Below are 26,946 nucleotides of genomic sequence, written 5' to 3' on the forward strand. Positions count from 1 at the left end.
ACGCAATAGCCTATAGGCGCCTCCAGCGTAATCGGGGGTTAGGTGATTGATGAACAAGGCTTCGTGGGCGACGTGCGCGGTTGCGCTTGCCTCTGCGTCTACCGCGTCACGGGCGCAGGAGCAGGCGACCGCTGCCGGCGAGGACATCGTCGTCTCCGCGCAGCAGCAGCGGCCGCAGGTGACCAGCGAGGGCGCGCTCGGCGCGCTCGGTGACCGGACCGCGCTCGAGACACCCTTCAACGTCCGCAACTATACCGCGCAGCTGATCCTCGACCAGCAGGCCGAGACGCTGGGCGAAGTGCTGGAGAACGATCCCTCGGTCCGCATCACGCAAGGGTTCGGCAACCAGTCGGAGCTGTTCGTCATCCGCGGCTTCCCGTTGTCGGGCGACGACGTCGCGCTCGACGGCCTCTACGGCATCACCCCGCGCCAGCTAGTGTCGCCCGAGCTCTACGACCGCGTCCAGGTGCTGAACGGATCGAGCGCGTTCTTGTTCGGCGCGGCGCCCGGCGGCAGCGGGCTGGGCGGCGGGATCAATCTGATCCCCAAGCGCGCGGAGAAGACGCTGCTGCGGGCCACCGCCAGCTATGCGGGTGACAGCGTGGTCGGCGGCAACATCGATGTCGGCACGCGCTTCGGCGCGGACGAGGCGTTCGGCTTCCGGGTCAACGGCGTCTACCGCGACGGCGATACGCCGATCGACGACGAGCGGCGCAGCGTCCGCGTCATCGGCGCCGACCTGGATTTCCGCTCGGGTCCGGGCCGCTTCTTCCTCGATTTCGGCTATGAGGACCAGCGCGCCTATCAGCCGCGTCCGCAGGTGCGCCTCGCCAACACGACGCTCGCCATTCCGCGCGTGCCCGGCGCCGACGCCAATTACGCGCAACCCTGGGCCTTCACGAAGCTGCGCGACATATACGTCCTCGCCCGTACCGAGGTCGACGTAGCCCCCGGCTGGACCGCCTATCTGGCGGGCGGGCTGCGCGACGGCCGCGAGGACGGCGACTATGCGACCCCGACCGTCACCAACGCAGCCACCGGCGCGGCCACGCAGGCCCGATTGTTCGTCCCGCGCGAGGACAACAATGAAAGCGGACAGCTCGGCGTGCGCGGCAAATTTTCGCTCGCCGGCACCAGCCACGCGGTCAGCGCCGGCGGCACGCTCGTCATCGCCGAAAACCGTAACGCCTTCGCCTCGGGCGGCTATCGCACCGCGACCGGCGGCTTCGCCACGACGACGCCCACCAACATCTACGCGCCCGTCGCCGTACCGCGCCCCGTCGATCTCCCCGGCACCGGCGGCGATCTCGCCAATCCGCCACGCGCGTCGCTCACCCGGTTCGGCAGCCTGTTCGCCTCCGACACGATCGGTCTCTTCGACGACCGGGTGCTGGTGACCGGCGGGCTCCGGCAGCAGCAGCTGACGGTGGAAACCTTCAATCGCACCAATTTCGGCCGGGTCACCCGGTATGATCGGTCGGCGACGACGCCCGTCGTCGGCGTGGTGATCCGCCCGACCGCCAGTGTTTCGCTCTACGGCAACCGGATCGAGGGGCTGGTCCAGGGACCGACGGCGCCGACCAACGGCACGATCACCAATCCCGGCGAGGTCTTCGCCCCCTATCGAACGACGCAGTACGAGATCGGCGCCAAGTGGGAGATCCGCCGGCTCACGGCGACGCTCGCATTGTACCGCACGACGCAGCCCAACGGCTACAGCATCGCGACACCCACGCCGGCGGCGCCTGCCGCGACGACCTTCGTCGTCGACGGGCGCCAGCGCAACCAGGGGATCGAGCTCGGCTTCAACGGCGAACCGGTCGCGTGGCTCCGCGTGATCGGCGGGGGCGCGATCAACGACGCGACGCTGCGCCGCACGGCGGGCGGCCTGACCGACGGCAACGCCGCGATCGGCGTGCCCGATTATCAGGTAAATCTGGGGCTGGAGGTGATCCCCCCCTTCCTGCGCGCGGCGACGGTGACCGGGCGCGTGGTGCAGACCGGCCGCCAGTATCTCGACACGACCAACCGCCAGCGACTGAGCGACTGGACGCGCTTCGACCTCGGGCTGCGCTACATCCTGGTCGCCGACGAGCATCCCGTCACGCTGCGCGTCAGTGCGGAGAATATCGACAACCGCCGCTACTGGACCTCGGCGTTCGGCGGCTATCTGCTCCAGGGGCAGCCGCGGACCGTCAAGGCGTCGGTCACGGTCGAATATTGATGCGCACGCAGACCGTCAGGACGTGGTGCTGGATCCACAAATGGACCAGCCTCGTCTGCACGCTGTTCCTGCTGATGCTCTGCCTGACCGGACTGCCGCTGATCTTCCATGACGAGATCGACGCGGCGCTCGATGAGCGCCCACCGCTCGCAGCCCTGCCTTCGGACGCCCCGCTCCTGCCGCTCGACGCCTTCGTGCGGACCGCCATGGCCAAATACCCGGGCGAGCGGCCGTTGTTCATGAGCTTCGACGAGGACCGTCCGGTCGTCAACGTCACGACCGGCAAGGTCGCCCAGCCCGGGCGCGGCGATCTCCATATCACCGCGATCGACCGCCGCACCGCCAAAGTCGTCGGTGCGCTCGATGAGGAAGGCGGGATCATGGCGGTGATCCTGCGGCTCCACGTCGACATGTTCGCCGGATTGCCGGGCAAGCTCTTTCTCGGCTTCATGGGGCTGCTGTTCTGCATCTCCATCGTGTCCGGGATCGTCGTCTACGCGCCGTTCATGCGCAAGCTGGCGTTCGGCGCGATCCGGACGACCCGCAACCGCCGCGTCCGCTGGCTCGACCGGCACAATCTGCTCGGTATCGCCACAGCGATGTGGGTGTTCGTCGTCGGACTGACCGGGGTCGTCAACACGCTGTCGGAAACACTGGTCGCCGTCTGGCGCGCCGACCAGCTCGCCGCGCTGACCCGGCCCTATGCGGGGCAGCCACCGCTGCCGGTCGCCGCCTTCGGCCCGCTCGATGCCGCGGTTCGCACCGCCCGCGCGGCCGCGCCCGGCACCGATCCGCAGTTCGTCGCCTTTCCCGGCACGCGGTTCAGCAGCGAGCATCATTATGCCGTGTGGCTGAAGGGCGCGACGCCGGCGACCCGCCAGCTGCTCACCCCAGCGCTCGTCGACGCGCACGCGGGCACGCTGACCGCCATGGCGTCGATGCCCTGGTACATGCTGGCGCTGCGCCTGTCGCAGCCGCTCCATTTCGGCGATTATGGCGCGCTGCCGATGAAATTGCTGTGGGCGCTGCTGGACCTCGTCGCGATCGTCGTCCTCGGCAGCGGCGTCTACCTCTGGCTAAGCCGCAAAAGGAGCGCGGCATGAGGCGACCCGGCGGCACGTTCGGGATCCCGATCCTATTGGCCATGGCGAGCCTGATCGCGCTGATCGCGGGGCTGCAGGGCGATGGTCCGGTCGACGTCGTCGCCTGGGCGGGCCTCGCCGTCCCGCTCGTTGCCATCGCGCGAGCGATGCGGGTCAAGCCTGTCGAATAGGTGAAGCCGATCGCCGCTGCCGGACTTCCCGACAGTCGGCTGCACCCCGGGAATTTAGTCCATTCTCTGGTTACGCATCTCACAATACGATCTCCTCTTGCATTTGTCAGGCAATTGCAGTCATCTTGCAGTCGGGCCGCCCTGAATCGCGAATGATGCAGGGCAAGGCGGATCGGGAGCAGGCAAGCAGATGAAAAGCGTCAGGGTCTCCGCGGCGGCTGTCGCATTGGTTTGCTCCGCCATGGCAGCCGCGGCGGGCGACGATCAGACCGCCCGGCCCCGGATCAGCCGGATATTCGATTTCGGCTGGACCTTTCGGCAAGGCGACGTCGCCGGAGCGCAGGAACCAGCGTTCGATGATCGCGGCTGGCGCAAGCTTGATCTGCCGCACGATTTCCAGATCGAACAGTCGTGGGACAAAACGGCCAATCGCGGCCGCGGGTTCAAGGCGCCCGGCGTCGGCTGGTACCGCAAGACCTTCAGGGTCGAGGACGGCTGGAAGGGCAAACAGGTCCTGCTCGATTTCGAGGGGATCATGCTCTCTGGCGAGGTTTGGGTGAACGGCAAAAGGGTCGGCGGCACGGCCTATGGCTATCTGGGCTTCGAAGCCGACGTGTCCGACGTCCTCCGCTACGGTGCCGACAACGTCGTCGCCGTGCGCGCCTCCACGAAGGACGGCAATTCACGCTGGTACACGGGCGGCGGCCTGTTCCGCGACGTGCATCTCGTCGTGAGGAACCCGGTGTCGATTGCGCGGCACGGCATCTTCGTAACCACGCCGACGGTAGGCACGACCAGCGCCGACGTCGGTGTGCAGGTCGAGGTCGCCGGCCTGAAGGGTCGGCAGGACGCGGTGCAGATCCATACCCGGGTGTTTTCGCCTCAGGGCAAGCTCGTCGGAACAAGTCAGGCTCTCGTGCCTGGTCCCCGCAATCTGCCCACGGTCGAAGTGCCGTTGCCCAAGGTCACTGTAGCCGCCCCGCAGCTGTGGTCGATCGAGACACCGACGCTCTACACGGCCGAGGTGGAGCTGCTCTCCGGCAGCAAGGTCATCGACCGGCTCAGCAAGCGGTTCGGCATCCGAACCGTGGAGTTCGGCAAGGATTTCGGCCTGCGGTTGAACGGCAGGAAGGTGTTCCTGAAAGGCGTGGCCAACCACGACGATCTGGGTGCCGTCGGCGTCGCCGCCTACAAAACGTCGATCGCCCGGATGATGGACCGGCTCAAGGCGTTCGGCTTCAACCACATCCGCATGTCGCATAATCCCTATTCGGAATCGTTCCTCGATCTCGCCGACGAGAAAGGCCTGCTGATCGTCGACGAGCTCTACGACAAATGGGGCAGCACCACCGCCTGGGCAGGCAGCGCGCCCTGGAACGACGTCTGGTTCGACAACGAAAAGGAATGGATCAAGCGCGACCGCAATCATCCATCCGTCATCATGTGGAGCTTCGGCAACGAGCTGCAGTTTCAGGAACAGCGCTGGAACTGGCCGACGGGCGACTGGGGCAAGACGACCTATCGGATCATGGACATCGTGGCGAAGCGTTACGATCCGACACGGAAGACGACGGTGGCGATGTATCCCGCGCGCGCCAACGGCATCATCAAGGCAGACCCCGCCTTCAACGTCCCGGCGAACATTGTTCCGCCAGAGCTGGCGACCATCACCGATGTGGCGAGCTTCAATTACGTCTGGATCGACTACCAGAAGTATCTGAAGCACGCGCCCGACATGATCGTCTATCAAAGCGAGGCGGTCACCAACGAACTGGCCGCACCCTATTTCGGCATGGACCGCGATAAGATGGTCGGCCTCGCTTATTGGGGTGCCATCGAATATTGGGGCGAGTCCGACGGCTGGCCGAAGAAAGGCTGGGCCTATTCGTTCTTCAATCATGCGCTGGAGCCGTTCCCGCAGGCGTGGCTCGCGAAGAGCATCTTCATGGACGAGCCTGTCGTCCACATCGGCGTCGTCGACAACGAAGGCGAGGCGAAGATGTGGAACGACGTCATGGTCGGTCAGAAGGTCATCTCGGCACACTGGAACCGCACGGCTGGCAAGGCCTACAACGTCTACACATACACCAACGCCGACGAGGTCGAGCTGCTCGTCAACGGCAGGTCCATCGGCGTCCAGAAGAATGCCATGGACGTGACGAAACGGAACACGATCTACTGGAAGGACGTGCCCTATGCGGCCGGCGAGATCACCGCCATCGGCCGTACCGGCGGCACGATCGTCGCGCGCGACCGGATCGAGACGACGGGCAAAGCGGTCGCGCTGAAGATCGTGTCCGAGAATCCGGTCTGGAAGGCTGACGGCCTGGACCTGCAATATGTGAAAGTCTACGCGGTCGACGACGAGGGACGCGTCGTATCCACCGCAGTCGCCAACGTCACCTTTGCGGTGACCGGTGCAGCCAGACTGGCGGCCGTCGACAATGGCGACCATTGGAGCGACGACCTGTTCGCCGGCAACAGCAAGGCGCTCCACAACGGTTTCGCCATGGCGATCCTGCGATCCGGCCAAAGCGCCGGAACCGTGCGGCTCAAGGTTTCGAGCGACGGGCTGAAGGGCGCGGTCGCGACGTTTCGGGTCAGATAGAAACGTCGCGACCGTTCACCCGATCGGCGTTCATCACCGTCCGTGGCAAGGTCGAACCAGTTCGCCTGTCCCCGGAGGCTGCCGCGTGTTCATGATCGCAACCGCGGCTTCGACCTGTCTTCCAGCACGGCGAGCCGTTCTACCGCTTGATCGCGTAGCCGATGCTGCTCGTGCCATTCGCCATGATGTCGACGGGCAGCACCCAGCCCTGTTCCCGCCGCTCGGCCCCCGCGGGTTTCTCTTCGACCCCCGGCGGAAGCGTGACCTCCATTCTGACCGGAACATCGCGCGCGTTGCTGACGTCCACGCGCCATTGCTCCCGTCCCCCGGCGTCGGCGATGCGGGTGCGCGTCCAGCTGACGTCGGGGCTGTCACCAAACCGCAGCGCAACGCGCTCGCCGACCGCAAGATCGTCGATCGGTGCTTCGCCCGCGTACAGGTCGCGTCGCGCACCGCGCGCGAACAGCGCCACCATACCGGCTGGCAGCGGTACGCCCAGCCCTGACGTGACCACGTTGCGGGTGCGCAGTTCGAACGGCACGGACTGCACGACGCGCGTCGGCGGGCCGCTTCCGGTCAGGTCGAGAACGTAGACACGTTCGAAGGCGGCGTTGGGCTGGACCAGCATCGCGACCTGCTTCTGCGCCTGCGCAGCGACGGTGACGCGCATCGGCACGCGGTACAGTTTGAGGTCACCCAGTGCCTCGACCTTCGCCTGCGCGCCGCCCGCGACGGCGACCGGTGACGCCATTTCCACGACCGGCGCGGGTGGCGGCGGCGGCGGCACAGGCGGTGGCGGCGCCGGCATGGCCGCGAACTGCAACCGCTCGCGCCGGAGCAACGACGGACGAGCCGCACTGGCGGTAACGACGACATCCGCCCCGCCGTCGTCGGCGAAGCGCCGCGCCTCGCGTTCGGCCTTCCAGCGCGCGCGCCGCTGCCTGCGCGTCTCGAAACTGCCCGGCGCGTTGGCGCCGACGGCATTGAACGCCGCCAGATCGGGCCCGGCGGGCAGCGGCAAGGGCGTGAACGCCTGTTTGGGATGATTGCTCGTCACGTCGGCCGGCCAGCATTGCAGGTCGAGCCAGGCGGACGGGGGTGGCGGCGGCGGCATATTCTCGCGCTTGGCGGGCTTGCCGGCGACGACCTGCAGCCGCGCATCGCGGATGCTCTGCTGTCCGCCATTGGCGACGGTCAGCCAGGCGAACAGGCCGATCCTGCCGCCATCGGCCGCCATTTGCCCCACGTAATTCGCCGACCAGTCGAACCCCTGCGCCATATAGGTCAACTGGATGGTCGCCGTCGTCGCCCGCCCGGCGCGGGTGAGGATCGACAGCGTCGGTCGCGCGGTCAGCGTATCGGGCACACCGTCGTACACGATGCGCTCGGGCAGGCCCGAACAGCGCAGCGCCTCGACGCCGTCCGCGGTTTGCAGGATCACGCCGCCGTCCGGCCCGGCCTGAACGATAGCGGTCTGCTCGCGGACCTTGCCGGTCGCCGGGTCGGTACGCCGCAGAAGCAGCCGCCGCTTCAGGTAGGCGTCGACCAGCCCGGCGGGTGAGATCAGCCGCGCGTCGCGGTTCTTCTCACGCACGTCGCCCGGCAGGCCGGTGACGATGGCGGTTTCCGGCAGCAGGCCCTCGGCGACGTTCTCGAAGCGGATCTGGCTGTCGCCCTGCGGCACGCTGATCGTCCGGGTTTCGGTGATCAGCGCATAGCCGCCCGGCCAGTTCGCCTGCATCGCGCCGGTGCGATAGGGGTCGCGGTACACCGTCACCGCGACATCGGCGACCTCGCGGGAGATCACGACGTGCGGCTGCGCCCGGGCGGGCGATGGCAACGCAAACGCCAGCAGCAGGCAGAAACGGCGCAGCACGCTCAATACCGCGAATCGAACGTTGCCGTCAGCTCGCTCGTGCCGCCCCCCGCGACCGGAACTTTCCATTCCACCCGGTCGGCCGAGACACGTTCGCCGGTCAGGCTCTGATCGGTGATCCTGACATCCCCCCACAGCCCGTCCTGCGCGAGGTCGACCGTCACCGGCACGTCCCGCGCGTTGCTGACGGTATAGGCCATCCGCGTGCGCCAGCGGCGGTTCGACAATCTAGTGCGCTCGGTCACGACCACCTTGACCTTGACGTCGAACGCCTCGCCCGTGCGGATCGCCATCGACGATCCCATCGGCGTGTGCGGAATGCGATTCTCGCCGATGAACTGCGGGTCGCCGCGCGCATCGCGCATGTAGACGCGCACCGTGCCCGCCGGCAGCTGGTCGCCCAGGCCGCCGGCGCGCGAGGTCGAGAATTTGATCGCGGTCGCCGCGCTGCGTGGCACGTCGTTGCCGCCGAGCCAGCCGTTGCTGAATTCATAGGCCTTGCGTGCCGCCGCCGCCTTCACGTTGAGGAAACTGACCTGCTTCTGCTGCGCGTTGGCGATCGTCGTCCGCTCGGCCAGGGGATAGAGGTAGAAATCGCCCAGCCGTTGGCGCGTGCCCGTCTCCGTGCCGGCCTGCTCGATCGCCGCGCCGTCGCCCAACGATGCGAAGCGGTTGGCCCCACCGCCGACGTTGCCCGCCACCAGCAGCGTGTCCGCCCTGGTGAAGGTCGTGCCGGTGTTGTTGGTCAGCGTCACCCAGCCCTGCACGTCGATCGTTCCCGCTGTCTCGTCGAACAGCGCGACATAGTCGCTGGTCCAGCCGAGCCCCGGCGTCAGGTAGGACAATCGCACCGGCACCGGCCCGGCGCGCGCCGCCTCGATCGTCACCGACAGCGTCGGGCGCGCGCGCAGATTGTCGGGGACCTTGTCGAAGACGACGCGCACGGGCAGCCCGTCGTCGCGCAGCACCTCGATGCGGTTGCCGATCTGCAGCACGATGCCGCCGTTCGCCGCCAGCACCCGCGCCTGTTCCCGCGTCTCGGCCCCGGTCGCCGGGTTGGTGCGGACGATGGTGATGACCTGACCGACCGCCTTCTCCATCAACTTGTCGGGCGACAGCAGGTCGAAGTCGAAATTTTGTTCGACGATGCCGATGCCCGGACCGCTCAAGGTCACCGTCTCGGGCCGGATCTGTGCCGACACGTCGGGGAACTCCTGACGGCTGCGCCCCTGTGCCACGGTCAGCGTCCGCGCGTCCTGCACCAGCGACACGCCACTGTTGTAGATGGTGACCTGCACGTCGCCCTGCGTGCTCTGCGCCAGCGATGCCGCCGGCCACAGCGCGGCGCCCAGTACCAACGATCTCCGCATGACGACCTCCCCTTTCCGCCGAAGCTAGCGGCTGCCGGCGCCTGCCGTCAAAGCGAGAATGTCGCGCCGATCCGTAGCATCCTCGGTTCGACCGTGCGGCTATGGACACCCTCGATCCCGTCGATCGGCTCGCCCCGCAGGCGCGACGCATAATGATAGTCGGCATCGGCGCGTGCGGTGTCGAACAGATTGAGCAGTTCCGCGGTGACTTCGACGTGGCCGAACCGGCGTGCGGCGCGCAGATTGACGACGGTGGTGGCAGGCGACCGGACGCTGTTGTCCTCGACCAGCGGCCGCCGCCCGAGATAGCGCACGCGCAGCGCGGCATCGAAGCGGCCGAGAATCGCCGCCAGGCCGAACTCGCCCGCTCCCTCCAGCGCGTTGGGGATACGGTCCGCCCCCGGTGCATCGACGAACCGCGCATGGTTGGTCGCGTACACTGCGTCGATCGCCAGCCAGCGCGCCGGCTTGAGGTAGGCGGTCACCTCATAGCCGCGACGTCGGCTCGGTCCGGTGGGGCTGACCGTGCCGTCGTCCCCCGAATAGACCAGCTCACTCGACGCGCGGCTCCACCAGCGGTCGATCGACAGGATCAGCGGGCCGCGCTCGAACCGCGTGCCAAACTCGTAGCCGGTCGCGTGCGCCAGTGCCGGCGTCGCCTCGGCCGGCGCGATCACGCCGCGCACGGCGTTCGAATGAAACCCCTGCCCGTAATTCGCATAGATCGCCCACCCGCGAACAACCTGGACGCTCACACCCCCCTTAGGCACCCCGATCGTCTCGTTGACCGCGCCGGAGAAACCCGCACCGGCACGCGCGGTGGTCCGGAAACGGAAATGATCGATCCGTGCCCCGGCCGACAGGCTGATCCGCTCGACGGGTTTCCAGTTCGCCTCGGCATAGCCGCCCATCGACGTCTCGGTCGCATCGACCAGACTGGTCGTACCGATCCGCCGGCCGAACTGCGTATGATAAAGGCCGAGATCGCCGATACGATCGGTCTGCCCGTCCGCACCGATCGTCAGCACCAGCCGATCGGCAACGTCGAACCGTCGGGCGATGCGGCCGCCATAGGTCCAGCGGTTTTCGGCCTGCTCCAGCTCATCGCCCCGGACCGGATCGTTCAGGAAGAACGTGAAGTTGGACAGCAGGTCGAACCGGTAATGCTGGGCATAAGCGGTCACGGTCAGCCGGTCGCCGCTCAACCCGATGTTGAACACCTCGCGGTTGGTGCTGCCGCGCAGGAACGGATCGAGCGTGCCGAACCGGTCGGGAATTGCGTTGCCAATGGCGCGGACCGGTATCTGCTCGGTCGGGCGCCAGCGCGCGTCGTAGAGCGAGACGCTCGCCCGCAACGTCCCGAGGCCGGTGTCGACGGTATATTTGCCGAAAGCGCTGACATGGCGCAGCCGTTCGGGCAACTGCCACCGCCCATCGTTCGCCTTCACCTCGGTGGCGAGCAACAGCGTCCCGGGTCCGAGGCCGAAGGAGCCGCCGACCGCAAGCCGGCGATACCCATAGCTTCCCGCAGTCACCGATGCGAATTGGCGCTCGAACCGATCCAGCGTATCGAGCGATGCGGCTGCGACGAACGAAAAGTCGCCATCGCTCGCTCGGTAAGGCCCCTTGCGATAGGCGATGCGATCGACCGTTTCCGGGATCAGGCCATTGAGGTCGAGATAGCCGTGACCGTGCGCATGGCTGCGCAGATTGTACGGCATCCCGTCGATCGCGATACTGAAGTCGGTGCCATGGTCGAGGTTGTAGCCACGGATCAGATATTGCGCCGCCTTGCCGCCTCCCGAATGCTGAACCGCGATCATGCCCGGCACGGCCTCGGCCAGTTCGCTGGTCCGCAGCAGCGGACGGACGCGTAGGTCGGCGCCCGAAACGACGCCCTCGCTGGCGGATTGCGATGATCCGATGCGGCGTTCGCTCCGCCCGGTCACGACGATCTCCGCATGGTCGTGATCGGAGGCCGATGTCTCGGAGGGTGCAGCCTGCACCTGACATGCGGCGGTAGACGCTGTCAGCGCCATCAAGCCTGTTACCAACATGATCCATCCCATATCACCAAGGCTACAATGTTTAGCCTAGGCTTAATTATGGAACACTGGCAACCTTCTAATCACCGCTCGACAGAAGTCTGGTGTATCGCGTGAACGCGTCGAGCGTCTCCTGACTGACGTGATGCTCGATGCCCTCCGCATCCGCTTCCGCTGCAGTCTCGCTGACCCCCAGGGCGAGAAGAAAGTCGTGCACGATCCGGTGACGATCCCGGGACATGGCCGCGACTTGTGCGCCATGCGCCGTCAGGAAGATCGATCTGTAGGGCAGGCTTTCGACCAGCCCCTCCCGCTGCAGCCGCTGCACCACCTTGGCCGCGGTCCCCTGACTGACGCCGAGATGCTCCGCGAGATCGGTTAGTCGCGCCTCCCCGATCATCGCGATCAGGTCACCGATCAGTTCGACGTAATCCTCCGCGACCTCGGTTCGCTGGGCTTCCCGCATGCGCCTGAACGCGGCTGCGCGACGCGCCGCATCAGGGAGAATCTTTGCCGTGGCCTTGGATTGGGTCGTCATGCGCTTATCGTCCTCGCGCTGCACCCTACCGCATAGGTCACGCGTTCGCACCGTCGAACAATCGGGACCGGCGTTGATGATCAAAACCTTGGGCCAGGCCGTTCTGATATCTGCCACGCTCTCTGCGGCATGCACGGGCTGCCTGGCGATATGGATGCGCCGGACCGTACTCTAGCGTTCGACCAACCCGCATATCCCGCGACGATTCGTCGCTCCCAGCGTGCCCTGCTTATTGAAGGCTCGGTCCGACCGCACCCAATATCCCGATGGCAACGGTGACCAGCACCAGCGCCAGCACGCTCGACACTGCGACCAGCGTCGCGGCTTCCTTTTCACGCGTGCCGAGGAGCGATGCGAACAGGGAGACATTGGCGGCGATCGGGAACAGCGCGATCAATCCGACGAGGATCTGTTCGCGTTGGCCCAATATGCCGACGAACGTCGCTTCGATGGCCAACGCAGCCGCGACCAGCACGATCGCGCTGACCTGCCGCACCGCGAGGATGCGGACCAGCACCGGCGCGCCGGTATCCCCGCTCTTTACCTTGGCCAGGTTGAACCCGATCACTGCCATGCCGAGGACCGAGACCAGCGTCGACACCATGTCGGCGGGACCCCGGATCGGTTCCGGTGCCTGAACCCCGGAAAGCTTGAGCACGACGGCAAGAACGAAGGCGTAGAACAACGGGATGCGCAAAGCCTTGGATGCCGCTTTTGCCTTCCCCTCCTTGGTTCGCGCGACCAGATAATAACCGATCGTATCCCCATAAAGCGCCGTGCCGACGAACGCGCAGATGATCGTCGATACCGCCGCTTCTCCGAACAAGGCACCGGCTATCGGCATGCCGAAGAAAGCGACGTTGAAGAACGAGAAGCTGGCGGACAACAGCTGCGGGTCGAACGCGTCGCCGATCCGCTGCGACAGCCAGCGCGCGGGCAATGCCATCAGCGCGGCGACCGCGAACATCATCGGCGGGATGACCATCAGTTCGGCCGGCTCGGCACGCAACACCTTGTCGATGACCAGCAACGGGATCAGCGCATAAACCAGCACGCCGGAAATGAGCTTCGGCGCGCCCGGGATCCATTTGCCCCCGCCCCATGCGAGCAGAATGACGCCGAACAACGGCAGAACCTGCGTCAGCACGGCGCCCACCCCGCCGTTCATGCGCGCGCGCTCGCCATCTCGATGAGCATGTTCTGCACCACCCGTTTGGCGCATGCCACGTTGAACCAGACCGCGTTGGTATCGCGTTGCACGCCGTTGACCAATTGCCCCACCGCATACAGGCGAGGCGCGTCCCGATCGTGCGTGATGACCGCGCCGCTATGGCGATGCGCCTTGATCCCGCCCGAGGGATGCGGATGGAGCCATCCCCGTTCGACCAGCTGGACGATCAACGCGTCGGGAATCTCGTCCAGCTTCATCGCGGTGCCCGTCGCATTGACGACGACCGGCGCGCATACCGTCGTGCCATCGCCGAGGCGGGAGACGAACCCCTGCCCCTGCGGGTGTCGGACCGTCTCGGTCACGCCGCTATGCACCCGTAATTGCCCTCGCGTCGCCGCGGCGGCAAGCCGCCGGGCATTCGTCATCGGCATGGTGAAACGCGCGGTCGCGAAATGCGGCGCAAGCCACCGCGTGAAGCGATCACGGTCGCGCGGACCGAGCAGATCCCACATCTCCGATGCCTCGAACCGGGCCGATGTCAGGATGCGCTGAAAGATCTCCCTGCCGCTCTCCGCCCGGGCGATGTCGACGGGAAGCAGATCCAGCGCCGACCGATCGGTCCGATCCTCCGCCTGCCAGTCGATGCGCTCCCCCTGCGCCGCGGCAACCTCGTCTGCCTCCCGTCGGAACAGACGAAAGACATCGACGATCGAGAAGCGGAGCCCCCGCTCCCGGATCAGGCGCCGCATTTCCGACAGTGTGAAATACCGGCGAGGATAGGTGTCCTCGGGTGCCGGTATCTCGACGCGCGGCAACATGCCGTCCTTCGACACGAAGTGGATCAGGCCGCGGTGATCCTGATCCATCAACGTCGCGAAGGTATCGATCGCGCTGAGGCTGCTGCCCAGAACGATTACGTCCTGACCGGCATGGATGCCGTCCCGCAACAGCCGTGCGGGCCATGGAAAATCGAAATAGCCGGGCTGCCCGTCGAGCTCCTCGAACCGGATCGGCTTGGGGGTGCCGATGGCCAACACCGTATGGTGGCTGTCGATCGTCGTGCCATCGCTGAGGTGGATTACCGCGGCGGTACGATCCCCTTCGATCGCGACCGCTTCGGCCTTGTAGACATGCACCGGAATGCCGGCACGGCTGGCACGCTCATGCGCATCGGCAAGGACCTGACGGATATACTCGCCATATTCCGCGCGGCTCGCATATTCGACCTCATCGGACTTCAACGGGCGGCGATGGCTCAACCATTCGCGGAAATGTCGTGGCTCGTTCGCATATAGCCCCATCAGACGGGACTCGGTGTTCAGCAGATGCCCCGGCTGGTCCGTACCAAATGCCAGCCCCGGTCCCAGATCGTCCTCGCGCGAAACGAGGTGCAGCTCCGCGCCCGGTATGCGCGCTGCGGCCAGTCGGATGGTCGCTTCGGCAAAAGCGGCCACGCCGCATGCTCCCATGCCAATGATGGTGATTGGAAACGCCATAATGTCACGTCCGTGCGCATAAGCGCCGGAGTGTCAGGCGCAGTCGCCGGGTTAAAGGGTCCACCGCGGTTGCCGTTCCGTCATGCGACCGTGACGTTTTGTGTCCAGGATCGAGCGAGGCGTTACTCGGGCCTCATCCCGACCCCAACAGACCCATCTGCCGACAATCCGGAGGCCCATGCCGCCCCCTGACGATCGGCCCGACCTTCACCCCGCGACGATCACGGCTGCCAGTTCGGGCGATACCCGGGATCGAGTCGCCGGTCGGTGAAATAGGCCGCACTGATAAAGGCGAGATGCGTCAGCGCCTGCGGAAAGTTGCCGAGCGGCCGACCGCACCGGTCCAGCTCCTCCGAAAACAGTCCGAGCGGATTGGCATAGGCCATCCCCTTGGCGAGGATCATCTGCGCCTCGTCGGTCCGGCCCGCACGCGCGAGACATTCGGCGTACCAGAAGGTGCAGGTGGTAAACGCGCCTTCGCCGCCCTCCAGCCCGTCGGCGTTGCAGTAGCGATAGATCAACCCGTCGTCGCGCAGGCGCTCGCCGATCGCGTCGAGCGTCGTCAGCCACACCGGATCGGTCGACGACACGAACCGCACCAGCGGCATCATCAGCAGCGCCGCGTCCAGTTCCGTGCCGCCGCGCGACTGCACAAAGTGGCCGTGCTCGGGATGGCGGAAATTCGCCCACACGTCCGCGACGATCGCATCGCGGCTTTCCGCCCAGGCGACCAGCGGCGCCGGCAGCGAGCGCTTCTTCGCCAGCCGGATCGCCCGGTCGAGCGCCACCCAGCACATCACCCGCGAATGGAGGAAATGTCGCCGCTCGCCGCGCATCTCCCAGATCCCCGCATCGGGCTCCTGCCAGTGCGCGATTACATAATCGACGATGCCGCAAATATGCCGCCAGCCGTCGTGGCTGATCGCCGCACCATATTTATTCGACAGATAGATGCTGTCGAGCAGCTCGCCGAAGATGTCGAGCTGGCTCTGCGCATGCGCCGCATTGCCGATCCGCACCGGCCGGCTGCCGGCATATCCCGCCAGATGCGGCAGTTCCTGCTCCTCCGCCGCCTCGCTGCCGTCGAGCGCATACATGATGCGGATCGGATCGTCGGGACTCGCCGCCATGACGCGCTGTCCCGCCCATTGCCGGAAATGCTCGGCCTCCTCGATGAAGCCCAGCCGCATGAACGCATAGACGGTGAACGAGGCATCGCGGATCCAAGTCGCGCGATAGTCCCAATTGCGCCCCGCCCCCGTCGCCTCTGGCAGCGAAAAGGTCGCCGCCGCGGCGATCGAGCCATGCCGCGCCGAGGTCAACAGCTTCAGCGCCAGCGCCGACCGCAGCATCTCCTCACGCCATCGCCCCTTGTAGCTCGATCGCGATGCCCAATGCCGCCACGCCCCGGTGGTGGACGCGACCTCAGCCGCGACCAGATCGTCGTCAGGCGCGACGAGCGTATCCTCGCCGAGCACGAACCACGCGCTCTTGCCCGCCCGCAGCGTGAAGCGGCCGGCCGCATCGCCGCCATCGCAGGTCAGCGGCACCGACCCGAACAGCCGCAACGCCAGATCGCGCCCCGCAAAGCGCACGCCCCCGTCGGTCGCCGCCGCCTCGGGCACCTCGCGCGCATAGTCGAACCGCGGGGCACAGCGCACGGTGAATGCGATCGTCCCGCGCGTCACCGTGATCCGCCGGATGAGGCAGCGCGCATCGTGGGCGGGATGCACCCGCGCCTCGGGATGCGGCATCAGGTCGACCAGCTCGGCGCTCCCCTCCTCCGCCATCCACCGCGTCATCAGCACGTTGGTATCCGGGACGTAGAGCTGCATCACCCGCAGATCGGCAAGCTCGGGCCGGATCGCGAACGCCCCGCCCTTTCCGTCGAGCAAATCGGCGAACACCGTCGGGCTGTCGAGCGACGGCCAGCACAGATAATCGATCGTCCCGTCCCGCGCGACGAGCGCGGCGGTTTCCAGATCGCCGATGATGCCGTGATCGCCGATGGAACGCAGCGGCGGGACCGCATCGCCGCGATCGTCAGGCTTTGTCGCGGCAACGCCGTGTCGGTCAGCCATTGTCGCGGAATTCCGGATAGAGCGACATGCCGCCATCGACTACCAGCGTCGTGCCGGTGACATAATCCGCCTCGTCCGACGCGAGCCACACCGCCGCCCGCGCGACATCCTCAGGCTCCCCGATCCGGCCATAGGGGATCAGCCGCAGCAGCTTCTCTAGCGCCGCGTCGCTGTCCCACGCCTCCTTGTTGATCGGCGTGCGGATGGCGCCCGGCGCTATCGCGTTGACGCGGATGCCGTCGGCCGCGACCTCCTGCGCCAGCGACCGGGTCAGCATGCGGATGCCGCCCTTGGCGGCGGCATAGTTGATATGCCCCGCCCAGGGGATGACCTCGTGGACCGAACTCATCGCGATGATCGTCCCCGCGCTACGCGCCGGTCGCCCGTCGTGCGGCTGCGTGCGGAAGCGGCGCACCGCCTCCCGCGCGCACAGGAACTGGCCGGTGAGGTTGACGTCGATCACCGTGTTCCAGTCGGCCAGCGACATGTCCGCGATCGCGGCGTCCTTCTGCACGCCCGAATTGGCCACCAGCACGTCGATCCGCCCGAACGCTCCGGCCGCGGAATCGAACAGGCGCACGACGTGCGCCTCGTCCGACACATCCGCCTGCACCGCGATTGCTCGCCCGCCGCGCGCGACGATACGCCCGACCAGATCGTCGGCGCTGTCGCCGTCGGACCGGTAGTTGACCACGACCGCCGCGCCCGCCGTCGCCAGCGCCTCGGCGACGGCGAGGCCGATCCCCGAACTCGCGCCCGTAACGATCGCGGCATGATGCGCGAGCGGCAATTCCTTATCGAACATGACTGGCCCTTTCGCCGGCAGGATGGGAGATCACGCGCCCGTCGGCGACGCGGCGTTCACCGGATCGGGCGCCGACACCTGCCGCAACATCTGCTGCTGGGCATCAGGATCGATCCGCCGCGTCCGACCGATGTGCGCAACCTTGACCGGCTGCCTCGTTGCGAGCGCCTCGACGATCGCCTCGATCACCAGCAGGTCGGCCAGCCCCTCCTCCCCGTCCGGCTCGGGACTCCGATCCTCGAGGATGCAATCGGAGAAGTACTTCAACTCGCCGCCGAACTGGTCGGTCGCCTTGAACGTCTCCTGGCTGTCCGTCTCGCCGATGCGGCGGCGGTGCGCCAGGCCCTGACCGAAGCCGAAAGCGGGATCCATCTGGATGGACCCCTTGGTCCCGGCGATGGTCAGGATATCGACCTGATTGGCATAATAGCTGACGGTGAACTGGGCGAGGCGGCTGCCCGGCATGCGCAGCGTCACCGCGAACGTATCGTCGAGATCGCCGAAGCCCGATTCAGGATGCCGCGTGGCCACCGCCGATACGACCTCCAGCGGCTCAGCGCCGAACAGGTAGCGGATCGCATTGATCGGATAGGGCGCCATGTCGAACAGCGGCCCCGCCTCGATCCCGCTCGTCGCACGATGGTTGGCGGGATCGACCATTTGCGTGAAGCAGGCGGTGAACGCGATCAGTTCGCCAAGCTCGCCCGCCCGGATCCGCCGGATCGCGTCCAGCGTCGCCGGTTCGAAATGCAGGCGATAGGCAGTCATCAGCAACGCCTTGCCCTTGGTCGCTGCAGCCATGATCTCACGGGCCTTGGCCGACGATATGTCGAGGGGCTTTTCGCTGAGAACGTGGATACCCGCCTCCAGCGCGGGCACCGCGAATTCGGCATGCCGCCAGTTGGGCGTCGCGAGGTAGATCGCATCGATCTCCCCCGACGCGAGCAGCGCCGGGAACTCCTCGTAGGAGTAGAGATGCTTGACGCCGTAGCGCTTGCCCAGCGTCTTCAGTTTCTCGGAATCGCCGGACACTAGAGCGGTGATCGCCGAATTGCCGGTATGCGAGACACCGGGCATCAGGGCCTCCTGCGCGATGTCGCCGAGACCGACGATGGCGTAGCGGACCTTGCGGCTGCTGAGGCCGAGTGCCGATGCAATGGTCATGTAAAACTCCTGGTCGGAAAGTCTGGCGCAACCGCGCCGCACAGGCGGATGGTTCCCGATCGCGATGCAGGTTTCGGCCCGAGGACCGACAAACACTGTGGTTTGTCAGGCTACTCCCGCGATCGTCCAACGAACGCAGGCGACGGCAGCGGCTATACGACGACCGCGGCGTCGGGCGCCGCACCCGTCGCGGACTGCCCGACCACCTTCCACGTGCGAAGGTCGACGATCGCCACCCGGTCGTTCTCAAGCGAAGCGTAGAGCGTGTCGCCGGCAAGGTTCAGCCCCGGCGCACCCGTGCCGAGCGGCAGCCTCGCCTCCTCGGCGAGCGTGTCGGGGTCGAGCCGCGACAGGCTCTTGTCCGCAACGTTCGACACGATCAGCCGGCCATCCGCCTGCGTGACGACGCGCACCGCCTCGCCGCGCATGCGCCGCTGCGCCCGCTCGACCAGCGTCGCGGCGTCGAGCGCGTGGATCGTCCCGCTCGGTCGGTCGATGACGTAGAGCGTGCGCTGGTCGCGGCTGAGCGTCATGCCCTCGGGCGCGGTGCCGATCCACTTGCGCACCGGCGCCACGCCCATATCCTCGGAATCGACCATGATGACCGCGCCGCTCAGCGTATCGGCGACATAGGCACGCGCGCCGACCCTGCGGACCACCAGATAATGGCTGCGCGCGCCACCGACCGGGATCAATCGCGACGGCGCCGTGTCCCGGGTCGGATCGTCGAAGCGGATCAGCATGCTGTCCTTTTCCGACAGGACGTACAGCCGGCCGCGATCGTCGACCCGCACGGCGTGCAGCCGCCCGAACGGCGCCAGGTCGATCGTCCTGACGAGCGTCCGTTGCACGAGATCGATGACCCACAACACGCTGCCGCCCGAACCCGGTGCCTTCCAGCTTTCGACCCCGTAATGGCCGACGAAGGCATAGCGTTCGGTGCGATCGGCGACGATCTCGTGCGGCTGTGTGCCCAGCGCCACCGTGCCGAGCCGGGCACCATCGGGCAGGGCGTAGAAGGCGACACGTCCGGCCCCCTTCTCCACCAGCGCCAGCGTTCCGCCGACCGGGACCGACGCCGCGGTCTGTGCCAGCGCCCGCGTGCCGAGCGCGGTCGCGGCGACGATGCCGCCGGCCAGCCACCACTATCCGCGTCGACGATCGATCCAGGGCATGTGCCGGGCCTCCATGGTCCCGTCAGCGAAAGCGGGTTCGGATGTCATGGGACGTCAGCCGCGCGTACCGTGCATCGTCGGCCAGTCGGAATAGCCGACCGATCCGCCGCCATACCAATAGTCCTTGGGTGCCTCGGCGAGCGGCGCGCCGGTGCGCAGGCGCTCGACAAGGTCCGGGTTGGCGAGGAACGGCCGCCCCAGGCTGAACAGATCGGCGTCACCCTTCGCCAGCACCGTCTCGGCGAGGTCGAGCGTATATTGGTTGTTGGCGATATAGGCGCCGTCGAACCGCCGGCGCAGCGCCGGAAAGTTGACGCCGTCTGCCTCACGCGTCTGCTGCGTCACCCCTTCGATGTCATGGATATAGAGCAGTCCGCGCTGCGACAGCGCATCGACATAGGTGCCGAAGGTCTCCATGACCGTGCTGTCGAGCGGCGTCTCGCCCGGCATCGTCGTGGCCGGCGACAGCCGGATGCCGACACGCCCGGCGCCCCATATCCCGACCACCGCATCGACCACCTCGAGCGGGAAGCGAAGGCGGTTCTCGATCGATCCGCCGTAGCGGTCCGTCCGCTGGTTGGTGCTGTCGCGGACGAATTGTTCGAGCAGGTAATTGTTGGCCGAATGCACCTCGACACCGTCGAAGCCCGCCGCCTTGGCATTGGCGGCGGCACGGCGATAATCCTCGACGATCGCGGGGATCTCGTCCGTTTCGAGCGCGCGTGGGGTCACATGGTCCTTCATCCCCTCCTTGGTGAACGCCCGACCCACCGGCCTGATCGCCGACGGCGCGACGGGCAGATCGCCCCCTTGCAGATCGGGATGCGAGATGCGGCCGGTATGCCACAACTGGAGGAAGATGAGGCCGCCGCGATCGTGCACGGCCTGCACGATCGGACGCCAAGCCTCGACCTGCGCATCGTTCCAGATGCCCGGCGTCAGCGCATAGCCGACCGCCTGTGACGAGACGTTGGTCGCCTCGCTGATAATCAGCCCGGCATCGGCACGCTGCGCGTAATAATCGGCGGCGAAGGCGGGCGGAATGCCCTGATCGTCGGAGCGACTGCGCGTGAGCGGCGCCATGACGATGCGATTGCGCAGCGACAGATCGCCGATCTGCACCGGCTGCAATACGGGGGACGAGGAATGGTCGATCATGGTCGGTGATGTCCATCAAGCGGTGGCGGATCAGGGGGGCTGAACGGACGAACGGCCGCAACGGTCCGGCGTTCGTGCAAGATCGCGACAGTTCGCTCGAGCGGACGATCGCACGCCGAGCGCCGCTAGACGAAGCTCAACCGCCACGCCGATGACGAAACCGCTGCGACCGGCAGACGACGTCGTGCCAGCCACGACCTTGGGTATGCGCATCCGTGCACCCATCCACGCGCAGCGTTCTGGCTAAAGCACGAGATCGCCCAATCCGAGATGATCGAGCGGCCCCGGGCCGGAAGGCCAGTGGAACAGCCGGTCGGCCGGGGCGATGGGCAGGTCGTCGATGCTGGCGATCCGGCATCGCATCAGCCCTCCCGCGCAGAGCTCCCAATTCGCGTTGTCGTAGGAGCGGGACCACTGCCCAGCATCGTCATGCCATTCATAAGGCGAAACGGACGGCGATCCGGTCGCCGGCAAAGGCCCGTAATTCCTCGATGAGGCGATAGCCGTGGTCGCGCGCCGATTTGCGCCGGAGGAACGCCGGCTAGCCGATCAGGAACTCGGCGCGGTTCCGTCATCGGCTGTCGGGCGTATAGACAAGCGAAACTGCCTCCGGATCGCGGCCGTCCGGGCTTCCTCCGCGCGGCGGACCCTGTCCGTGGCACCGGCAACGTCGAAAGGCGGCAGTGGCGGGCGGCTCATCGCCTCACGCCCAACTCCCATGGGCGGGACCGTCAGCCGCCCCAACCGCCCCGCGTACTGGAGCGCCCACCGAACCCGCCGCGCGACACCACCGAGCTGCGCGTCTGGATGCGCGACGTCGTCACCGGCGCGGTGATCGCGCTCGAACCGACCTGATAGCGATAGTTACGCCCGCCATAGCCGCCATTGTACAGCCATGCGCCAGACCCGGTGTACGACCGGTCGTCGCGGCGATCGCGATACAGGCCGCCGTAGCGATAGCCGCCGCCATTGGCGAGCTGGCCGATCAGGAAGCCGGTCAGCAGCGGCGAGAAAAAGCTCTGGCCGCCATCCGTGCGCGGCTGGCACGACCCGCTGCCGAACTGGTCCTCGCAGACGCTCTTGTCGGCGAAGCGCGGCGCCGTGCGATTGTCCTCGTTGGCGGCGGCGCGTTGCCCCGCCTCGCATTGCTGCTGCGTATAGTCGCGGGTGGCGACGCATTCGGCGACCGAGTTGAACGCCGCGACCTCGGTGGGCGGGCCGAACTGCTTGCGCGACAGCTCTTCGGGGCTGGGGTCGCAGCCGGAGAGCATCGCGGCGGCGCCGACCGCGCTCAGCCCGGCGGCCGCGGACCGCATGCGACGGCGTGGCAAGGTGTCCATCGTTCCGCCCCTCAATAGGTCATGCTGGCGGCGTTGAGCAGCCCGACGCCGATCGAGGTCGCCGCTAGATAGGTGCCGCTCGCGACGTTGCCGGCCTCGATCCGGGCGGTCATGTCGCGCACCACGAACCGGCGCACGACCAGCGAGGCGAGCACCTGGACGATGCCGGCGAGGATCGCCCAAGCGACGAACTCGACCGGATCGGCGGTCTGCGTCAGCGCCGATGCGAGCGGCAGCGCGAAGCCGACGATCGCCCCGCCCAGTGCGACCGCCGCGGCGACGTTGCCCTGCGCGATCAGTCCCGCTTCGTCATAGGGCGTCGACATCTGGTACAGGCGCTTGAACACCGCCAGCAACAGGCAGGCGACGCCGAACGCCAGGACGAAATGGCCGGCGCCGTACAGGAAGACGTGCGTAAAATAGTCCATGCTTTCCCCTCAGGCAGAGAATTCGGCCGGGCCGAGCGGCAGGCCGATCATGATCTCATGCGTATAGTCGCCGCCTTCGGGCTCCATCGCCAGCGCCAGCAGCAGCTCGGTGCCCGCCGGCCTCAGGTCGCGCGCATAGAGCATGCAGGTCTGGCGGATATGGCTGACCGGATCGGCGTCGCGTTCGTAATAGACCGCCTCCCACAGCTGCACCGGCGGCTGGTCCTGATCGTCGCCCTCGTACCAGAAGCGGCGGAACGGCGGCAGTCCGGCCTCCTCCCAGTGCGGCCGGGACATCCGCTGCAGGAACGTCTCCTTGCCGGCGCGATCGGCGGGATAGGTGCTCGTCCACGACCGGAACAGCGTGAAATCGTCCGCATCCGACCCGTCCGCCTGCTGGCTCACCGCCTGCAGCATCAGTTCGTCGTCGGTATAGAAGCGATGGACGTGGCTGCCGTCGTCCAGCCGCACCACCCCCTGCGCGGTGATCTCCAGCGTGTCGCGATCGAGCTGGAACCCGCCGTCCTCCAGCATCCGCCAGGCAAGCGGGTCGAGCCGCACGGTGCGGCCGATCGTGATGTTGCGCACCTCCGCCAGCCGCGCCGTGGCGGGGCGATTTTCGATGCCGAACAAGGACTTCCAGATCATGACGAGAGCCGCTCCCTAGCGACGTAGAACAAACGATCGCCAGCGGCGATCCGGCGGTCGAGATCGAACCGTGGCGTGTTCTCGTCGGCCGGGCAACTGGCGACGAGGATCGCGCCCCGCGTCCTTAGCCCCTCGGCAACGTCGTCGAAAGCCCCGCTCGCGGCCGATCGCAGCGCATAGAGCGTCGCCCCGGCGTCGGTGTGGCTGGCGAGCTGCGCGAGCAGGCGGCTCGACCCCGGATCGCTCAGCGCCTTGACCACCAGCTCCACCGTCGGCGTCAGCACCACCTCGACCGCGGGGCAATGGGCGAGCAGCAGCCGCGCGGTATCGCCGTCGCGCAGGAAGCAGACGATATGCGCGCCATCGTTGAGCGCGGTGACCGCCAGCGTCGCCGCCAGCGTCTCGGCATCGCTGGGCGCGAAGACGACGATGCGCGACGCCGCGGCGACGCCGGCCCGCGCGAGATCGGCGGGTGCGGTCAGGCTGGCGGCACGGATGTAGCGGAAGGCGGGATCGTCGCCGGGCAGATCGTCGGTCGCGACCAATACCACGTCGCGCCGGCCGTCCGCCGCCAGTTCGGCGACCATCCGCGCCGTGCGGGCGGGTTCGTGCCCGATCAGGACGACATGGCCCTGCATGCCCTTATAATCCCCCAGGCCCATGCGCCGCCGACGCCAGCGCTGCGACAGGCCCGCAAAGGCACGCGCGATCGCGGTCGTGAACAGCGCGATCGCGCCCGGCATGATCCAGCATGCCGCCACCAGCCGGCCGGCATCTCCCTTGGGCGACAGGTCGCCGTAGCCGACCGTCGAGGCGGTCGTCGCATACCAGTAGAGGAAGGCGATGGCGGGTCGCAGCTCCCCCTCGCCCGCCAGCCGCAACGCCGCATAGCTGATCGCCATGTGCGCGACGAGCAGCCCCGCGAGGATGCCGGGATGCAGCTCGCTGGCGGCGAGGTACAGCCGGCGCAGCACCGCCGTCAGCCGAAACGCCCGTCCCTGCTCCGCCACGCCCGGGCGCTCGACCATCGCCATCGCGGTCCCCCATGTTGCAAGTGCTGCGTGGTCGTGCATGGTGTGTCAAGTTATGGCGATGAAGGAATTTAGGTTGGCCGAGACATGGACGATCGAGCCGCTGGCGGAGGCGTTGCGCGCGTTCGACGACGAATTCGCGGTGGAGGCGGTCGCCGGCGATGAGCCCGTGCTGCGCGTCACCATGCACGAACACGGCGACCTCGCCGTCTTCCTCAGCGCCGCGGGTGACCAGATCGTCGTGTCGACGCTGCTCTGGCCGGTCGACGAACAGCAGGACGTCGACGCCTTCAACCGCTTCCTCCTCAAGGCGCAGAAGGTCGTTCCCCTCTCCAACTTCGCGATCACCGAGATCGACGGGCGCGACTATTACGAGCTGATCGGCGAACTGGCCGCCGCTTCGCCGATCGAGATGGTCGCACTGGAGTTGCGCGTGCTCGCCGACAACGCCATCTCCGCCGCCGGTGACCTGCGCACCGCATTCGCCGCCTGAAGGATTACGTTCGCATGTCCATGTGGAAGCAACTCGTCACTCTCGTCCGAGGAACCGCGCACGAGGCCGGGCAGGCCGCCGTCGACAAGCGGGCGCTGGTGATCCTCGACCAACAGATCCGCGACGCCCAGACCGCGCAGGGCAAGGCGCGCGACGACCTCGCGACGCTGACCGCGAAGCGGCGGCTGATCGAGAAGGAGCTCGAGGCGCTGACCGCGCAGCGCGACAAATATGAGGCGTCGGCGCGCGCCGCGATGCAGCGCGGCGACATGGACCTCGCCCGCGAGGTCGCGGAGCGGCTGGCCTCGATCGAGACCGAGGGCGCGACCAAGGGGCCGCAGATCGCCGACATGCGCAGCGCGGAGGACCGGATCCGCGGCATCATCAAACAGTCGGACGGCAAGATCCAGGCGCTGAGCCGCGAGGTCGAGGTCGTCCGCGCCAACGAAAGCGTCCAGAAGGCGCAGGCGAGCGTCGCGGCGAGTTATGGCGGGACGATCTCGTCGATGGGCTCCGCGGCGGACAGCCTGAAGCGGATCAAGGAGCAGCAGGCGATCCGCGACGAGAAGTTCCGCGCCTCCGCCGAGCTGGAGGACATGCGCACCGGCGCCGATCTCGACGCGAAGCTGCGCAACGCCGGGCTGCTCGAAGGATCGAGCACCGCCGACGACATCCTCGCCCGCCTCGCCGCGCCAAAGGACGGCGGCGATGCCACGCGGGTGTCCGGCGGCGATCCGACCCGCGCGCTGCCGCGCGAATAAGGGGCCCCTCGACATGGAGCGCATCGCCGTCGCCGAACGGTCCGACTGGCTGGCGACGGCGGAGCGCATGGGCTTCACCTTCCACCACCTCGATGGCGCGCGCTATTGGGACGAGCGTGCCTTTTACCGCTTCTCGCTGGACGAGGTCGAGGAGCGGATCGAGGGGCCGAGCGGCGAACTGCACGCCATGTGCCTCGACCTCGTCAACGAGGCGGCGACCAGCGATGCGCTGATGGAGCGGCTGGCGATCCCCGACGCCCAGCGCGACGTCATCGCGCGCAGCTGGGCGGCGCGCGCGCCGACGCTCTATGGCCGGTTCGATTTCAGCTATGACGGGGACGGTCCGGCCAAGCTGCTGGAATACAATGCCGACACGCCGACCAGCATCTTCGAGACCGCGCTGTTCCAATGGCAGTGGCTGGAGGACATGATCGCGTCCGGCGCGCTGCCGGCGGGCGCCGACCAGTTCAACCGGCTGCACGACGCGCTGGTCGACCGGATGAGGCAGATCCTCACCCCCGGCAGCCTGCTCCATTTCGCCAGCGACGCCGATCATCAGGAGGACCGGCAGACGGTCCGCTATCTGGAGGATGTCGCGCGGCAGGCGGGGCTCGATCCGCAATTCGTCGCGATCGACCGGATCGGGGTCGACGGCGACGGCCGCTTCGTCGACGAGGACGGCACGATCCTCGCCGCGCTGTTCAAGCTTTACCCATGGGAAGATATGCTGCGCGAACCCTATGCCGCGCATCTGGCGACCGCCCGCGCCCTCTTCCTCGAACCGGCGTGGAAGGCGATCCTGTCGAACAAGGCGATGCTGCCGCTGCTCTGGGAGCGGCATCGCGGCCATCCGAACCTTCTCCCCGCGGCCTTTGCCGACGATGCCGCGGCGGTGGCGGAGATCGGGCCGCGCTATGCGCGCAAGCCGTTCTTCTCGCGCGAGGGCTGGGACATCGAACTGGTCGACGGCGAACAGGTCGAGCGGGGCCCTGAGGGCGGCTATGGCGAGGAGGGCGCGATCGTCCAGGCGCTGGCCCCCCTGCCCGACTTCGGCGGCCACCGGCCGGTAATCGGATCGTGGATCGTCGGCGACGCGCCGGTTGCGATGTCGATCCGCGAGGACGACGTCGCCATCACCCGCGACCTCGCCCGCTTCGTCCCCCACGCGATCGTCTGATGCCCGCATCGTCCGGCGCGCCATGTTGCAGCACGGCAACATGTCGCGATCAAACGCGCGGGGCGACATCCCGCGACTTGCCGG

General features: G+C 67.3%; 23 protein-coding genes. 7 read left to right on the forward strand and 16 right to left on the reverse strand.

Annotation, left to right across the window (positions count from 1 at the left end):
- The first annotated feature begins 49 nt into the window (after positions 1–49).
- From AC1RTO_RS07530 to AC1RTO_RS07545, 4 genes are all read left to right on the forward strand, one after another.
- Positions 50–2,224, forward strand: coding sequence for a TonB-dependent receptor (locus tag AC1RTO_RS07530; RefSeq protein WP_493160201.1), 2,175 nt, complete (start codon positions 50–52; stop codon positions 2,222–2,224).
- Positions 2,224–3,327 (forward strand): PepSY-associated TM helix domain-containing protein, encoded by a 1,104-nt coding sequence (locus AC1RTO_RS07535; protein WP_493160202.1) that lies wholly within the window; start codon positions 2,224–2,226, stop codon positions 3,325–3,327. Before AC1RTO_RS07530 ends, AC1RTO_RS07535 begins: the two co-directional genes overlap by 1 nt.
- Complete coding sequence (locus AC1RTO_RS07540) at positions 3,324–3,497, forward strand: hypothetical protein (RefSeq protein WP_493160203.1); 174 nt, start codon at positions 3,324–3,326, stop codon at positions 3,495–3,497. The genes AC1RTO_RS07535 and AC1RTO_RS07540 overlap by 4 nt, the downstream gene beginning before the upstream one ends.
- A 241-nt stretch (positions 3,498–3,738) precedes the next feature.
- Positions 3,739–6,105, forward strand: coding sequence for a glycoside hydrolase family 2 TIM barrel-domain containing protein (locus AC1RTO_RS07545; RefSeq protein ID WP_493160204.1), 2,367 nt, complete (start codon positions 3,739–3,741; stop codon positions 6,103–6,105).
- Between the two features lie 139 nt (positions 6,106–6,244).
- Here AC1RTO_RS07545 and AC1RTO_RS07550 read toward each other — a convergent pair whose 3' ends face one another.
- The 16 genes from AC1RTO_RS07550 to AC1RTO_RS07625 form a co-directional block, all read right to left on the reverse strand.
- The gene (locus tag AC1RTO_RS07550) at positions 6,245–7,981 is read right to left on the reverse strand and encodes a DUF4139 domain-containing protein (protein WP_493160205.1); all 1,737 of its coding nucleotides are present in this window, start codon (positions 7,979–7,981) and stop codon (positions 6,245–6,247) included.
- Between the two features lie 2 nt (positions 7,982–7,983).
- Positions 7,984–9,351: a DUF4139 domain-containing protein gene (locus AC1RTO_RS07555; RefSeq protein ID WP_493160206.1), complete on the reverse strand. Its 1,368-nt coding sequence runs from the start codon at positions 9,349–9,351 to the stop codon at positions 7,984–7,986.
- Between the two features lie 47 nt (positions 9,352–9,398).
- On the reverse strand, positions 9,399–11,357 hold the full coding sequence (locus tag AC1RTO_RS07560; protein WP_493160207.1) for a TonB-dependent receptor: 1,959 nt from the start codon (positions 11,355–11,357) through the stop codon (positions 9,399–9,401).
- 118 nt (positions 11,358–11,475) lie between these two features.
- Positions 11,476–11,934, reverse strand: a complete 459-nt coding sequence (gene mntR / locus AC1RTO_RS07565; RefSeq protein ID WP_493160208.1) for a manganese-binding transcriptional regulator MntR — start codon at positions 11,932–11,934, stop codon at positions 11,476–11,478.
- A 229-nt stretch (positions 11,935–12,163) separates the two neighbouring features.
- Positions 12,164–13,156 carry an AEC family transporter gene (locus AC1RTO_RS07570; protein WP_493160209.1) on the reverse strand — a complete coding sequence of 331 codons (993 nt, stop codon included), beginning with the start codon at positions 13,154–13,156 and terminating at the stop codon, positions 12,164–12,166.
- A complete protein-coding gene (locus tag AC1RTO_RS07575) occupies positions 13,099–14,601 on the reverse strand; it encodes an FAD/NAD(P)-binding protein (protein ID WP_493160210.1) in 1,503 nt (500 codons plus the stop codon). The genes AC1RTO_RS07570 and AC1RTO_RS07575 overlap by 58 nt, the downstream gene beginning before the upstream one ends.
- A gap of 221 nt (positions 14,602–14,822) precedes the next feature.
- On the reverse strand, positions 14,823–16,682 hold the full coding sequence (locus AC1RTO_RS07580; protein WP_493160211.1) for a glycoside hydrolase family 15 protein: 1,860 nt from the start codon (positions 16,680–16,682) through the stop codon (positions 14,823–14,825).
- Positions 16,675–17,487 (reverse strand): glucose 1-dehydrogenase, encoded by an 813-nt coding sequence (locus AC1RTO_RS07585; RefSeq protein WP_493160212.1) that lies wholly within the window; start codon positions 17,485–17,487, stop codon positions 16,675–16,677. The genes AC1RTO_RS07580 and AC1RTO_RS07585 overlap by 8 nt, the downstream gene beginning before the upstream one ends.
- 30 nt (positions 17,488–17,517) lie before the next feature.
- On the reverse strand, positions 17,518–18,651 hold the full coding sequence (locus AC1RTO_RS07590; protein WP_493160213.1) for a Gfo/Idh/MocA family protein: 1,134 nt from the start codon (positions 18,649–18,651) through the stop codon (positions 17,518–17,520).
- A 152-nt stretch (positions 18,652–18,803) separates the two neighbouring features.
- A complete protein-coding gene (locus AC1RTO_RS07595; RefSeq protein WP_493160214.1) occupies positions 18,804–19,697 on the reverse strand; it encodes a YncE family protein in 894 nt (297 codons plus the stop codon).
- Between the two features lie 183 nt (positions 19,698–19,880).
- Positions 19,881–20,984, reverse strand: coding sequence for an alkene reductase (locus tag AC1RTO_RS07600; protein WP_493160215.1), 1,104 nt, complete (start codon positions 20,982–20,984; stop codon positions 19,881–19,883).
- 243 nt (positions 20,985–21,227) lie between these two features.
- A complete protein-coding gene (locus AC1RTO_RS07605; RefSeq protein WP_493160216.1) occupies positions 21,228–21,458 on the reverse strand; it encodes a DUF1348 family protein in 231 nt (76 codons plus the stop codon).
- 257 nt (positions 21,459–21,715) lie between these two features.
- The gene (locus AC1RTO_RS07610; protein WP_493160217.1) at positions 21,716–22,300 is read right to left on the reverse strand and encodes a DUF1190 domain-containing protein; all 585 of its coding nucleotides are present in this window, start codon (positions 22,298–22,300) and stop codon (positions 21,716–21,718) included.
- 35 nt (positions 22,301–22,335) lie between these two features.
- On the reverse strand, positions 22,336–22,752 hold the full coding sequence (locus AC1RTO_RS07615) for a DUF350 domain-containing protein (protein ID WP_293875815.1): 417 nt from the start codon (positions 22,750–22,752) through the stop codon (positions 22,336–22,338).
- A 9-nt stretch (positions 22,753–22,761) separates the two neighbouring features.
- Positions 22,762–23,400 (reverse strand): DUF2491 family protein, encoded by a 639-nt coding sequence (locus AC1RTO_RS07620; RefSeq protein ID WP_493160218.1) that lies wholly within the window; start codon positions 23,398–23,400, stop codon positions 22,762–22,764.
- Positions 23,397–24,473, reverse strand: a complete 1,077-nt coding sequence (locus tag AC1RTO_RS07625; protein WP_493160219.1) for an ion channel — start codon at positions 24,471–24,473, stop codon at positions 23,397–23,399. Before AC1RTO_RS07625 ends, AC1RTO_RS07620 begins: the two co-directional genes overlap by 4 nt.
- 34 nt (positions 24,474–24,507) lie before the next feature.
- On the opposite strand from AC1RTO_RS07625, the gene AC1RTO_RS07630 reads away from it, so the two are divergent.
- Genes AC1RTO_RS07630 through AC1RTO_RS07640 form a run of 3 tightly spaced genes read left to right on the forward strand, consistent with a single transcriptional unit; the run spans position 24,508 to position 26,862 of the window.
- Positions 24,508–24,924, forward strand: a complete 417-nt coding sequence (locus AC1RTO_RS07630) for a YjfI family protein (RefSeq protein ID WP_493160220.1) — start codon at positions 24,508–24,510, stop codon at positions 24,922–24,924.
- A 14-nt stretch (positions 24,925–24,938) separates the two neighbouring features.
- On the forward strand, positions 24,939–25,685 hold the full coding sequence (locus tag AC1RTO_RS07635) for a PspA/IM30 family protein (protein WP_293875819.1): 747 nt from the start codon (positions 24,939–24,941) through the stop codon (positions 25,683–25,685).
- 13 nt (positions 25,686–25,698) lie between these two features.
- A complete protein-coding gene (locus AC1RTO_RS07640) occupies positions 25,699–26,862 on the forward strand; it encodes a glutathionylspermidine synthase family protein (RefSeq protein WP_493160221.1) in 1,164 nt (387 codons plus the stop codon).
- Positions 26,863–26,946: the final 84 nt, after the last annotated feature.

This window comes from Sphingomonas sp. GW821-FHT10F09, from assembly GCF_058809195.1.